This is a genomic window from Pseudomonas sp. SG20052 (genome assembly GCF_031766055.1).
Lineage (GTDB): Bacteria > Pseudomonadota > Gammaproteobacteria > Pseudomonadales > Pseudomonadaceae > Aquipseudomonas > Aquipseudomonas mandelii.
This window is the reverse complement of sequence record NZ_CP134498.1, coordinates 3,327,258-3,339,854: the sequence shown is the minus strand read 5'-3', so window position 1 is coordinate 3,339,854 and position 12,597 is coordinate 3,327,258. Positions and strand designations below refer to the sequence as shown.

Annotated in this window: 9 protein-coding genes; 2 read left to right on the top strand and 7 right to left on the bottom strand. The window is 60.0% G+C overall.

Features of this window, described 5'->3' with window-relative positions:
* Positions 1 to 263 precede the first annotated feature (263 nt).
* Positions 264 to 1,301, top strand: coding sequence for an AraC family transcriptional regulator (locus RHP74_RS15350; RefSeq protein ID WP_010460330.1), 1,038 nt, complete (start codon positions 264 to 266; stop codon positions 1,299 to 1,301).
* Positions 1,302 to 1,481: 180 nt separating this feature from the next.
* On the opposite strand, the gene RHP74_RS15345 is transcribed toward RHP74_RS15350, so the two are convergent.
* Positions 1,482 to 3,950, bottom strand: coding sequence for a DUF3141 domain-containing protein (locus RHP74_RS15345; RefSeq protein WP_311100337.1), 2,469 nt, complete (start codon positions 3,948 to 3,950; stop codon positions 1,482 to 1,484).
* Between the two features lie 242 nt (positions 3,951 to 4,192).
* Here RHP74_RS15345 and phaP point away from each other — a divergent pair, with 242 nt between their 5' ends.
* Positions 4,193 to 4,762, top strand: coding sequence for a TIGR01841 family phasin (gene phaP, locus RHP74_RS15340; protein WP_077748474.1), 570 nt, complete (start codon positions 4,193 to 4,195; stop codon positions 4,760 to 4,762).
* A gap of 38 nt (positions 4,763 to 4,800) precedes the next feature.
* Here the strand turns inward: phaP and phaR are convergent, their stop codons facing one another.
* From phaR to RHP74_RS15310, 6 genes are all read right to left on the bottom strand, one after another.
* A complete protein-coding gene (phaR, locus tag RHP74_RS15335) occupies positions 4,801 to 5,349 on the bottom strand; it encodes a polyhydroxyalkanoate synthesis repressor PhaR (protein WP_010460321.1) in 549 nt (182 codons plus the stop codon).
* A 186-nt stretch (positions 5,350 to 5,535) separates the two neighbouring features.
* Positions 5,536 to 6,804 carry an OprD family porin gene (locus RHP74_RS15330; RefSeq protein ID WP_010460319.1) on the bottom strand — a complete coding sequence of 423 codons (1,269 nt, stop codon included), beginning with the start codon at positions 6,802 to 6,804 and terminating at the stop codon, positions 5,536 to 5,538.
* A gap of 128 nt (positions 6,805 to 6,932) precedes the next feature.
* Positions 6,933 to 8,705, bottom strand: coding sequence for an acyl-CoA dehydrogenase C-terminal domain-containing protein (locus RHP74_RS15325; protein ID WP_311100332.1), 1,773 nt, complete (start codon positions 8,703 to 8,705; stop codon positions 6,933 to 6,935).
* A gap of 63 nt (positions 8,706 to 8,768) precedes the next feature.
* Entirely contained in the window at positions 8,769 to 10,439 is a 1,671-nt protein-coding gene (locus RHP74_RS15320; RefSeq protein ID WP_010460315.1) for a cation acetate symporter, read from the bottom strand.
* Positions 10,439 to 10,765 (bottom strand): DUF485 domain-containing protein, encoded by a 327-nt coding sequence (locus tag RHP74_RS15315; RefSeq protein WP_010460314.1) that lies wholly within the window; start codon positions 10,763 to 10,765, stop codon positions 10,439 to 10,441. Before RHP74_RS15315 ends, RHP74_RS15320 begins: the two co-directional genes overlap by 1 nt.
* Positions 10,766 to 10,886: 121 nt before the next feature.
* A complete protein-coding gene (locus RHP74_RS15310; protein WP_077748472.1) occupies positions 10,887 to 12,509 on the bottom strand; it encodes an acyl-CoA synthetase in 1,623 nt (540 codons plus the stop codon).
* Positions 12,510 to 12,597 lie beyond the last annotated feature (88 nt).

Here is a 12,597-nt window from a genome sequence, read left to right as displayed (position 1 = left end):
TTGTTTTGCGCTGCAAGATGGGCGATTGTTCGGTATTGGCGGGGGATGCGGAAGTGTTTGGAGGTGACGGGCTGGTGTCCAAAGGCGCCATGGCCGGTTTAGTTGCATCCGGGCGACGAATGGCCGGGAACAGTGGCGAAAAATGAGGATTACCTATACTGGGATCAATATTGGCAACGGAACCACTCGTTAATATTTGATTTATTTCAGATCAGTCACGGCTCCGGACAGGATGTCCGGTTCCACAGGTCATTGAGGACGCCATGTATAAAATGAGTTCAGGCTATGCCAGCGTGCTGGTCAATACGCTCTCGGCCCAAGGACTGGATGTTGCCAGTCTGTGTCGGGAGGCTGGACTAGACATTGACCTCGCGGACCAACCAGGTGCGTTTTGCGAGCGAAAGGCCATCTATCGACTCTGGGAGCTGGCCGCCGAGGCCTCGGGCGATCAGGACATTGGCTTGAGGGCCTATGGCAGTTTCCACCCCGGCAGCTTTCAGATCATCGGCTACACCATGATGTCCAGCCTGAATCTGAAAAACGCCCTCGAACGCCTGGTCCGTTTCAGTCCGCTGATTGGCACCGGGTTCAGCCTTTTCTTTACCGCCGAACAGCAACATTACCGGTTGTCCGGGCTCGATCATCAGCAGCAGGGTTCGGTCAAACCGCGCCAATACACCGATGCCGGGCTGGCGTCGTTGTTGGGGTTCTGCCGCAAGCTGGCGGGCGGCAACGCACCGCAACCCCTGAGCGTCGAATTCACCTATCCAGAACCCGAAGACACCACCGAGCATCGACGGCTGTTTGGCTGCAATCTGCAGTTCAACGCGCCTTACGACAGCATTTTGTTTGACGGGCAGGAATTGATGCGACCGTTGAGCATGGCCAACGAAACGCTGGCGGTGCTGCATGACAGTTTTGCCGAGGCGCAACTGGACCTGCTGTTTGGTTTTTGCATTGTCGGGCGAATTCGCGCGCTGATTACCGAGCGCCTGAGTCAGGGCCAGGGGCAATGCGACATGGAATCGATTGCGGCGGCCTTGAACATCAGCAAGCGAACGCTGCAACGAGCGCTGGAAAAGGAAGGGACACAGTTCAAGGACGTGCTGAGCGCGGTGCGCCGGCAACTCGCTGATTTCTACCTGCGCCATTCTCACTTCAACATGAAGCATGTCGCCTATCTCCTTGGCTTTCATGACCACAGCAGCTTCAACAAAGCCTGTAGCCGCTGGTTTGGCATGACGCCGGGGCAGTATCGGTCCGATGAATCGTTCGAGATCCAGGAAGCCGCGCCAGTGTGACGCGGTGAACTGCTCTAACATTTTGTCGACAACGACCCCCTGTGGGAGCGCGCTTTTGTGGCGAGGGAGCTTGCTCCCGCTGGGTCGCGAAGCGGCCCCAAAAGCTATGCGACTGCTTCGCAGCCGAGCGGGAGCAAGCTCCCTCGCCACACATATAGGCTCGCTCACACAAGTTACTCATCAGGGAGCAGGAGGTTTCTTCGCGGCTTTTTTGCCCTTCGCGGGTTTGCGCGTTTTTGTCAGCGTTCCCGGGGCAATCGGCTCAGCGACGACCACGGGGGCGCTTTGTTTGGCGGGCTCTGGTGCGACGACCGCGGTTTTCGGCTTGATCGGCTCCGGGGTTGTCGTCGGGGTTTCCTCCTCGACAACATCGGTTGCGCCCGGAGGTTGAGTCAGGTTGAACCCCGGCAGTGGCACGTCGAGCAGCGTGTGCAGCTCACACCAGAACGGATTGTCTGCGCCGCTGGTCAGCAGTTCCGGCAGCATGTTGGCGACGGCGGCCAGCACTTGCTGGCGTTCTTCGACCTCGGCCAGCATCAGGGGCAGACTTTGCAGGCTTTCCTGCGGATGGGTGGCGACCAGCAGTTTTTGCAGGCGCAGGGTTTCGCGCAAGTCCAGCGGCTCGGCGCTGTAGTCCTGCAGCAGCACCTGCAATTGCAGGATGAGTTTCTCGACGCTTTGCTTGCCCGGTTCGTCGCTGTCGCGGCCCAGCAGGAACAGGATCCGGATCATGGCTTCCATCAAGCCGCCGAGGGGCAGGGCGTTCTGAAGGCGGTCGATCAGGACTTTATCGTGCTGCTCGGCATGCGCCTGGAGATTGCGAGCCGGTACGTTGCCGGTAAGGCTGTTGAGCACGCCATACACGCCGTAAAAGCTCATTTCCTGAGCGGCATCACGCAGGTCCCGATAGCCGTTCAAGGCATCCTGTATCTGGTTGGAAAACAATGCCTGCCAGGCCAGCAACGGATTGGACGGGTTTGCCGGCTGACGGTTCTTGCTCACTTGGGCGGCACTGCCTGCCAACCACCAGAGCGCCGGGTTCAAGCTGTTCCACATCACCTGTTGCTGGTGAAACGGGTGGGCCTTGCGCATCAGCTCGGCGGTCGGCTCGTTGATTAACTGGCGCAACCACGGCCTTACAAACCCGTCGTAAAGAGTGTTGTTGAAATCAGAGGCACGCTCGACCAGCGCAAATTCGCGATCATCGTCACGGGGCGGCTGCGCGTCACCGTGGATGTCGGCGATACGTCGTCGCTCGAAACGCACGGCGTAGGGCGTTGGCGAATGTTCCGGCAGGTCCTCGATGAGCATTTCATAGAGCCCGCCCGGCAGTTCGTTGATCGCGTCGACGGCGCCCAACAACTCCCGGTGCTCACGCCGCGCGACTTCGCCGGAAACAAAGATGCCCAGATGGCCAATGCTCGCGTGCCGCAGGTAAACGATGGTGCGACCGGCATTTTGCAGGGCGAGATCGCTGGGGTAGACGTCGGTGATCCAGTCCAGTGCTTGCTGGGGCGAGGTGATGTTGTCGCCATAGGAACAGAACACCACCACCGGCACTTCGATGCGTTTGAGGTCGAGCCCGCTGCTCTTGCGCCCAAGGCCGCCGGACAGTTGATTGCCGATGAACAGGTCATCGACAATCATCTCGATCTCTTCGCCATTGAGCAGGGTCGGGCTGCCCCACCAGCGTTCGAAATCGAGGAAGCGCGGGGCCTCGCTGTCGACTTCGCTGAACAGGTGGTAGTACTTGCCCCACCAGGTGTTGGCCGGGTCGAGGCTTTCGAAATTGCTCACCAGCCAGGTGCCGTCGAAACGGTCATTGCCCAGGTCGCTGCCCAGGCGTGCCATCCAGCCGCCGCCCAGCAAACCGCCGGTGTAGCGCATCGGATTGCGCCCATTGACGCCCGCCCAGTAGGACAAAGGCGCGCCATTGACGATGATCAGTCCCGGCAGTTCCGGGCGGGTCGCCGCCAGGCCCATCAACGCCCAGCCGGCCTGGCAGTTGCCGATCACCACGGGTTTGGTGCTGGCGGGGTGTCGCGCGCTGACCTCTTCGATAAACCGCGCCTGGGCTGCAACGATGTCCGCGAGGGTTTGCCCGGGGCGTGGCGAATGGCTGAACGAAATGAAATAGGTCGGGTGGCCGGCGCGCAGGCTTTCGCCGATGACCGAATCCTGTTTGAAACCGCCAATCCCTGAACCGTGGCCGCCGCGTGGGTCGATGATGATCACCGGCTGCTTTTTGCTGTCGAGCTGTTGCCCGGGGCCCGCGATGATCTGCAGCAGCGAGTAGTTGACCGGGCGCGGCAGGTCTTCACCGGCAATCAGGGTTTCAGGGTTGAACTTGAGCAGCAGCGGATACCCGGCGCGTTCGTGGGCCAGGGTGTTGTCGCCGCGCTGACGCAAGGTGTCCCAGAACAGCACGCTGCGTTGGCCAAGGTCGGTGAAGTATTCCTGCCAGTCAGCGGCGGTCGGCTGCTTGAGTTGTTCAAGACTTGAAGGTGCGTAGGTTTTGGCCTGGCGCTGTTGCACGGCGTCAATAACGTTGCGGGTATTGAGGCGCTGCAGATGGTTCAGGTGCTCGAACACACCGGACGCAGTCGAAAGCCCTTTATCTTGCAGCGCAATATTTTCTTCCTGACCCATCGTGAACTCCTGACGCCTTGCGTGGGAACGTTGCCCTGACTAATAGCAATCAAGCCGGTCGTTCGATTTTCACGAGTGTATAGGGAATAACGGTCAAGGAAGCGAACTTTATTGTGCGCCGCACAAAATAGCCGTTGCCAAATAGTTTTGTGCACTGCAATATCAAGGCTAACGCGATGTCTGGCAGGATCGCTATCGCGTCCTCAGGCCCATCCGGGCCTTCCAGAACCAGGAGATAAAGCATGTCTTTTTTCAATTCGGAAAAACTGCAAACCGCTCAGAAAGCCAACCTCGATCTTTTGCAGCAGATCAGCGGCAAAGTCTTCGCCAGCGTTGAACAGCTGAGCCAGTTGCAGTTCAAGGCACTGCGCGACTCCACCGAAGAGCACTTCGAAGGCGTGCGCAAGCTGCTGGCCGTGCGTGACCCACAAGGTTTTGCCGATTTGCAGGCATCGTTTACCCAGCCGAGCGCGCAGGCCGAACGTCTGGCCGAGTTCAATCGTCAGGTTCAAGCGCTGATCGTGGGCACGCAGTCGGACATCGCCAAACTGACGTCGAGTCAGGTCGAGGCGGGCACCCAGCAGGTCAATGAGTTTGTTGAATCGATCAGCAAGAATGCACCGGCCGGCTCCGAGCCTGTCGTGGCTGCATTCAAGTCGGGCCTTGCCAATGCCAGTACCGTGTTTGAAAGCGCACAGAAAGCCGTGAAACAGGCTTCCGATGTGGCTCAGAGCAATTTTGACGCCGCCACTGCCGCTGCCACCAAAGCAGCACCAGAAGCGAGCGCCAAGGCCACCAGCGGTAACAAGTAAGTCATTTCAGGCCAGCGGCACAAACGATGGCGATGGGTTTATTCCCCATCGCCATTTTTTTTCGGCCCTTTATCGGTGCCGGGCTTGGCGCCAAACATGCCGAACAGGTTCTGGGTATTGAGGTACAAGGCCTTGGACTGGTCGACATACTGGCGCATCAGGTCCTGCATGACCGGGGCCTGTTGATGCATGAAGTCGCTCCAGGCTTCGGATGACTGCGCGCCGGTCTGGGACTGGATGTCGATGACGGTCTGGATGCTTTTATCCAGGTAGCTGCCGAGCACACCCTGGTACGGACCGTAGAACTGGATAATCCCCATCAGCATCTCGCTGGTGAAGATCGGCTCGCCGCCGCTTTCGGCTTCCAGAATCACTTGCAGCAGGATACTGCGCGTCAGGTCTTCGCCGCTCTTGGCATCGACCACCTTAAACGCAACTTTATCGACGACCAGTTGGCGCACATCCGCCAGCGTCAAATGACTGCTGGTGTGGGTGTCGTAGAGTCGGCGATTAGGGTATTTCTTGATCAGGCGGGGGGTGGTATCAGTCATGCGGGGCGTCTCGCGGCGGGCCTGGTTTGCAGGCATCTTAACCTACTCTCATGTTTGGCGCCTTTGAGGCCGCCTTCGCGAGTAGGCTCGCTCCTACCGTTGACCGCGTTCCCCTTGTGGGGGCGAGCCTGCTCGCGAAGAGGCTCGCCATCTCAGCGAAAATCCACAACAAAAAGGGGAACTGCGCCGCCAAGCGAGTCCCCCCTTGTGAAGCCTGAATCGTTACCAGATCGGCAGTGTGTAGCTGACAATCAAGCGATTCTCATCCAGATCGCTGCCGAAGTTGGTCGAACGCACCGTCGCATTACGCCATTTCACCCCGACATTCTTCAGCGGACCGCTCTGCACGACATAACCAATGTCGGTATCACGCTCCCATTCCTTGCCTTCGGGACGGTTGCCGCCCAGGTCGATATTGTCGCCAGTGATATAGCGGGTCATGAAGGTCAGGCCCGGCACGCCCATGGCCGCGAAGTTGTAGTCGTAACGCGCCTGCCAGGATTTTTCGTCCTTGCTGGCGAAGTCACCGATCTGCACGAAGTTCACCAGAAACGCGTCGGTGCCGTTGATGTAGGCAAAACCGGTGTCGCCGCTCATGCCTTGATAACCCAGGCCAAACGCGTGACCGCCGAGGCTGTAGGTGAACATGGCGCCAATCGCATTGTTGTCGACATTGCTGCCGCCATCATCCGTGGAGCGGGCAAAGCGCAGGTCAGTCTTGAACGATTGCCCCGTCGTTACCGGCATCACGTAGGTCAGGTTCACCAGGTGCTGGCTATAGAAGTTGTCGAGGTGGCCGTAGCTGTAGCCGGTGGCGAGGTTACTGGTCCATTTGTAGTTCAGGCTGGCGAAATCAAAGCTGTCGCTGTCGAGGTGCCGCGTGGTGATGCCTTTGGCGCCGGTCCGGGTGATGCCCATGTCCTCGTAGTCCGAGGAGTCACGCTGATTGACCTGGGTTAGCCGCCCGGCATCCACGGTCAAGCCTTCAATCTCCAGCGAGTTCAATTGACCGCCCTTGAAGGTTTGTGGCAACAGCCGTGAATCGTTGGCCAGCACCGTCGGCAATTTCGGCAGCAGCGTGCCGAGTTTCAGGGTGCTTTTGGAGGCGCGCAGTTTAGCGGTCAATCCCAGTTCGCCGTACTCGTCCTGAGCGCCTTTGCTCGTGTCGCGATGGCGTTTGAGCAGGCCGGAACCGGCGCGATCAGGACTCGAATCAAGCTTGACGCCGACCAGGCCGATGGCATCGAAACCGACACCGACCAAACCGTCGGTGAAGCCCGACTCATAGCGCAGCAGGAAACCCTGGGCCCATTCCTCTTGTTTGGATTGGGCGGCGTTGTCCTGGCGATAATCCCGATTGAAATAGAAGTTGCGCAGCTCAAGGCTGGCCTTGCTGTCTTTGACAAAGTCAGCTGCGGCGGGGGCCGAGAGGCTGATGACGCCGCCGGCCAGCAATAGTCGGGTAGCGAGGATGCGGGTGTTGCGGTCCATGGTGAAGCCCCTTTGTTTTTATTATGGAAAGACAGGTCCCGCGGCCCTCGCCGGGTGGACGAGGGCTTATCAATAAAAAAACGCGGACGCCGAATCGAGAGGAGCGTGGCGCCGCGTCGGTTCAATCGTTAGAACTGTTCGGCGCTCAGGCCGTACAACGAGGCGCTGCCGGCGAGAATGGAATGCTCCAGGCTCAATGTGCGCGGAAGCAGGCGACGGATGTAGAAATCGGCGGTGGCGATCTTCGCGCCATAGAATTGGGGGTCGTCGCTGAGTTTTTTCTTCGCGACCTGGGCCATGCGCGCCCAGAGCCAGGCGTAGGCGACGTAACCGAACAGGTGCAAATACTCGACCGAAGCCGCGCCGATTTCGTTGCGGTTGGTGGCGGCCTGGTCTTGCAGCCAGTCGCTCAGGTTTTCCAGACGCTGCACGGCATCGAACAGTTGCACGGAGTAGGGCGCGTCAGGCTGATGGGCGAAACGACGGATCTCCCCGGTGAATTGACGCAGCGCGAAGCCGCTGTCGGCCAACACTTTGCGGCCGAGCAGGTCCAGCGCCTGAATGCCGTTGGTGCCTTCGTAGATCTGCGCGATGCGCACGTCACGGACCAACTGTTCCTGGCCCCATTCGCGGATGTAGCCATGGCCGCCGAACACTTGCTGGCCGTTGATGCAGCTTTCCAGACCCGTGTCGGTGAAGAACGCCTTGGCCACTGGTGTCAGCAGCGCGACCAGGGTTTGTGCGCTGTCGCGCTCCTGGGCGTCATCGGAGAACTTCGCCAGGTCCAGTTGTTGACCGACGTAACTGGCAAACGCGCGGCCACCTTCGGTCATGGCTTTCATGCTCAGCAACATGCGGCGCACATCGGGGTGGACGATGATCGGATCAGCCACTTTGTCCGGGGCCATCGCGCCGGTCGGTGCGCGGCTCTGTACACGTTCACGAGCGTAAGCCACGGCGCTCTGATAGGACGCTTGCGCACAGCCGATGCCCTGAATGCCGATGGACAGGCGCTCGTAGTTCATCATGGTGAACATCGCCGCCAAGCCTTTGTTGGCTTCGCCGACCAGCCAACCGCTGGCACCGTCGAAGTTCATCACGCAGGTGGCCGAAGCCTTGATGCCCATCTTGTGTTCGATCGAACCGCAGCTCACGGCATTGGCGTCGCCGAGAGAACCGTCGGCATTGACCAGCACCTTGGGCACGACGAACAGCGAGATCCCTTTCGGTCCGGCTGGCGCGTCCGGCAGTTTGGCCAGCACCAGATGGATGATGTTTTCCGTCAGGTCCTGATCGCCACCGGTGATGAAGATCTTGCTGCCGGTGATGCTGAAACTGCCATCGGCCCGGGGTTCGGCGCGGGTGCGGATGATCCCCAGATCAGTGCCGGCATGCGCTTCGGTCAAGCACATGGAACCGGCCCAGCGGCCTTCGTACATCGGTGGCAAATACAGATTTTTCAGGGTCTCGCTGGCGTGGGCATCCAGCGCCAGGCAGGCCCCGGAACTCAACGCCGAATACAGGGCGAAGCTTGAGTTGGCGCCGTAGAGCATTTCTTCGAACTGCACGGCAAGCATCTTCGGCATGCCCATGCCGCCGAAATCGGCATTACCGGAAAGGCCCACCCAGCCCCCTTCGATGAAGGTGGCATAAGCCTGTTTGAAGCCGATCGGCGTGCTGACCTGGCCATCGAGCCACTGGGCGCCTTCTTCGTCGCCGCTGCGATTCAACGGCGCAATCAGGTGCGAAGTGACTTTCGCCGCTTCCTCAAGAATGGCGTCAGCGGTGGCGGCGTCGACCGTGTCGGCCAGGGCCGGCAAGCGCGCCCACAGGGCCGGGGCATCGAACACTTCGTGCAGCACAAAGCGCATGTCGCGCAGCGGGGCGTTGAATTCGGGCATAACGTGAACCTCAAAAGGTGTGCGGTGGGCACGGCGCCGTTACGGCAGACCGTGCCCTTTCAATCAATGAGCGGAAGCGCTGGCGGCACCAAGGCCGGTCTGGGCGCGAACGAACTGGTCGGCGTAGGCGTCACGCTCCTTGTCGGCGCGCACGCTGCGGTCGAGTTTCGACACCACGACGATCACGAAGAACGCCAGCGGCATGGAGAACAGCGCCGGGTGGTCGTAGGGGAAGATCGCGTGAGCGTGACCGAGCACGGTGACCCAGACCGCTGGCGACAGGATTACCAGCACCAGTGCGCAGATCAGGCCGGCAAAACCGCCGAGGATCGCGCCTTTGGTGGTCAGGCCTTTCCAGTACATGGCCATGATCAGCACCGGGAAGTTGGTCGACGCGGCAATGCCGAAGGTCAGGCCTACCAGAAACGCGACGTTCATCTTCTCGAACAGAATGCCCAGCAGAATCGCGATGATGCCCAGGCCTACCGTCGCCATGCGCGTCACGCGCATTTCCTGTTTCTGGCTGGCCTTGCCTTTCTTGAACACCGTGGCGTAGAGGTCATGGGAAATCGCCGAGGCACCGGCCAGGGCCAGTCCGGAGACGACCGCCAGAATGGTGGCGAAGGCCACGGCCGAGAGGAAACCGAAGAACAGGTTGCCGCCCACTGCTTTGGCCAGGTGCATGGCAACCATGTTGCCGCCGCCGATCAGGGCGCCGCCGACTTCACCGTTGACGTAGTACTGCGGGTCGGTGCCGATGATGACCATCGCGGCAAAGCCCAGGGTGCAGACCACCAGGAAGAAGAAACCGATAAAGCCTGTGGCGTAGAACACCGACTTGCGCGCTTCCTTGGCGTTCGGCACGGTGAAGAAACGCATCAGGATGTGCGGCAGACCGGCAATCCCGAACACCAGGCCCAACGACATCGACGCGGTGTTGATCGGGTCGGCGAGCATCGAGCCTGGCCCCATGATGTTCCAGCCGCTGGCATGGGCCTGGACGGCTTTGTCGGCCAGGGTTTCGTAGCTGAAACCAAACTGCGACATGGCCATCACCGCCAGGGTGGTTCCGCCGGCGAGCAGCAGCACAGCCTTGATGATTTGCACCCAGGTGGTGGCAATCATGCCGCCGAAGATCACGTAGACCAGCATCAATGCACCGACGATCACCACCGCAACCGGGTAGTCGAGACCGAACAGCAACTTGATCAACTGACCGGCCCCGACCATCTGCACGATCAGGTAGCAGCACACCACCGTCAGTGAACCGAACGCGGCGAAGATCCGCACCTTGTTCTGGTCGAGTCGATAGGAAACGATGTCCGCGAAGGTGTAGCGGCCCAGGTTGCGCAGGCGTTCGGCCATCAGGAAGGTGATGATCGGCCAGCCGACAAAGAAGCCGATGGTGTAGATGAAGCCATCGTAGCCCTTGGCAAACACCAGGCTGGACAGCCCCAGCAGCGTGGCGGCGGACATGTAGTCACCGGCAATTGCCAGGCCGTTCTGGAACCCGGTAATGCCACCGCCAGCGGTGTAGAAGTCCGACGTGGATTTGGTTTGCCGTGCGGCCCACCAGGTAATCGCCAGGGTGCCCAGCACGAAGACGAAGAACATGCCGATCGCATGCAGGTTCAGCGGTTGTTTTTCCACTGCGCCCATTGTCGGGGCGGCGAGGACGATGGAGGCCGGCAACAGGCCGGCAGCGGCGAGGATGAGCTTACGCAGCAGGTTCATCACTTGCTCTCCTCGAGAATGGCGGCGCCCAGTGCATCGAAACGCGTGTTGGCGCGGTAGACGTACCAACCGGTCAGCAGCCAGGAAAAAATGATGATCGCCGCACCCACCGGCATGCCCAGGGTCAACATCCGATGCTCGGCGACTGGCGCATGCAGCCATTGCGGGGCAAACGCCACCACCAGCATGAATCCGTAGTAAGTGCCCAGCACGGCGGCACTCAGCGACCAGGCCAGGCGCGAACGGCTGCTCACCAATTGAAGGAATTTCGGATTGGTCCGAATGCGTTCACAACGTTGGGTATCGGTTGAATGGATGTCGATCATGGGTGGCTCCACATTGTTTTTGTTATGTGTCTGGGGGCAGGGCAGGGCCGAATTCGGCCTGCACGAGCCCGAAGCGGCAGATGAAACACCTGCCGCCGGGTGGGTAAAACGTCGGTTCGGGTTAGAGCGCTTTAGCCCTGTCGCGCAGGACGTACTTCTGGATTTTGCCGGTGGACGTTTTCGGCAACAGAGTGAAGATCACCGTGCGCGGGACTTTGAAGCCCGCCAGATGCTCGCGGCAGAAACTGATGATGTCGGTCTCGCGAACGTCCTGGTGGTCGGCCTTCAAGGTGATGAACGCACAGGGCGTTTCTCCCCATTTTTCATCGGGACGGGCAACCACGGCCGCTTCCATCACGCCCGGATGGCGATACAGCACGCCTTCCAGTTCGATGGTGGAAATGTTCTCGCCGCCGGAAATGATGATGTCCTTGAGTCGGTCCTTGATCTCGACATAACCATTGGGATGACACACCGCCAGGTCACCGGTGTGGAACCAGCCGCCTTCAAATGCTTCGGCGGTGGCGGTCGGGTTTTTCAGGTAGCCCTTCATCACGGTGTTGCCGCGCATGAAGATCTCACCGATGGTCTGACCGTCCCGTGGAGTAGGTTCCAGCGTCTTTGAGTCGCCGACCATCACACCTTCAAGCGTCGGGTAGCGCACGCCCTGACGGGATTTGATCTGTGCCCGTTCGTCCAGCGGTAACTCATCCCATTCGGCATGCCAGGCGCAGAGCGTCACCGGACCGTAGGTTTCGGTCAGGCCATAGACGTGCGTGACCTTGATGCCCATTTCTTCCACGGCGCCGATCACTTTGGCGGGCGGTGCAGCACCGGCAACCATGGCGTTGACCGGATGGTCGATGGCCGCTTTCGCCGATTCCGGCATGTTGACCAATGCATTGAGCACGATAGGCGCAGCACACAGGTGCGTGATTTGATGCTCGCGAATCAGCGTGAGGATTTTCTGCGGATCGACCCGGCGCAGGAACACATGCACACCGGCCATGGCGGTGATGATCCACGGGTAGCACCAACCGTTGCAGTGAAACATCGGCAGGGTCCAGAGGTAGACCGGATGGTTGCCCATGGCCCAGGTCATCTGGTTGCCCAGCGAGTTCAGGTACGCGCCGCGATGGTGGTAGACCACACCTTTCGGGTTGCCGGTGGTGCCTGAGGTGTAGTTCAGCGAGATGGCTTGCCACTCGTTGTCCGGCCATTGCCAGGCGTAATCCGGATCGCCTTCGGCCAGCAGCGCTTCATAATCCAGGTCGCTGACGGCCTTGCCTTCGCCGTATTCCGGGTCATTGACGTCGATGACCAGCGGCGGGTGATCGAGCATGCCGATGGCCGCGTGAATCACGTCATGGAATTCACGGTCGGTGATCAGTACCTTGGCTTCACCATGCTGCAGCATGAAGGCAATGGCTTCGGCATCCAGGCGCACGTTGAGCGGGTTGAGCACGGCGCCGATCATCGGCACGCCAAAATGCACTTCAAGCATCTCGGGAATGTTGGGCAGCATCACTGCCACCGTATCGTTCTTGCCGATGCCACGACCGGCCAGCGCCGAGGCCAGACGCCGGCAACGGGTGTAGGTCTGCGCCCAGGTACGACGGATCGAACCGTGGATCACGGCGGGGTAGTGGGGGTAAACGCTGGCAGTGCGTTCGATGAAGCTGAGCGGCGACAAAGCAATGTGATTGACAGCCGAAGGGCCTAGCCCTTGTTCATAGATCGACATGACGGGTACTCGGTGGCTGATTGTTAGCTCTATGGATGGGCCTGTTCAGCGTAGCCGCTGAGGTCATCCTTTATGTCCGGTGTGCTTT

What these genes read in the sequence shown, in the direction of transcription:
- RHP74_RS15350 (WP_010460330.1), top strand. Translation starts at nt 264, where the DNA reads ATGTATAAAATGAGTTCAGGCTATGCCAGCGTGCTGGTCAATACGCTC.
- phaP (WP_077748474.1), top strand. Translation starts at nt 4,193, where the DNA reads ATGTCTTTTTTCAATTCGGAAAAACTGCAAACCGCTCAGAAAGCCAAC.
- RHP74_RS15315 (WP_010460314.1), bottom strand. Translation starts at nt 10,765, where the DNA reads ATGATCGACATCCATTCAACCGATACCCAACGTTGTGAACGCATTCGG.
- RHP74_RS15320 (WP_010460315.1), bottom strand. Translation starts at nt 10,439, where the DNA reads ATGAACCTGCTGCGTAAGCTCATCCTCGCCGCTGCCGGCCTGTTGCCG.
- RHP74_RS15345 (WP_311100337.1), bottom strand. Translation starts at nt 3,950, where the DNA reads ATGGGTCAGGAAGAAAATATTGCGCTGCAAGATAAAGGGCTTTCGACT.
- RHP74_RS15330 (WP_010460319.1), bottom strand. Translation starts at nt 6,804, where the DNA reads ATGGACCGCAACACCCGCATCCTCGCTACCCGACTATTGCTGGCCGGC.
- RHP74_RS15310 (WP_077748472.1), bottom strand. Translation starts at nt 12,509, where the DNA reads ATGTCGATCTATGAACAAGGGCTAGGCCCTTCGGCTGTCAATCACATT.
- phaR (WP_010460321.1), bottom strand. Translation starts at nt 5,349, where the DNA reads ATGCCTGCAAACCAGGCCCGCCGCGAGACGCCCCGCATGACTGATACC.
- RHP74_RS15325 (WP_311100332.1), bottom strand. Translation starts at nt 8,705, where the DNA reads ATGCCCGAATTCAACGCCCCGCTGCGCGACATGCGCTTTGTGCTGCAC.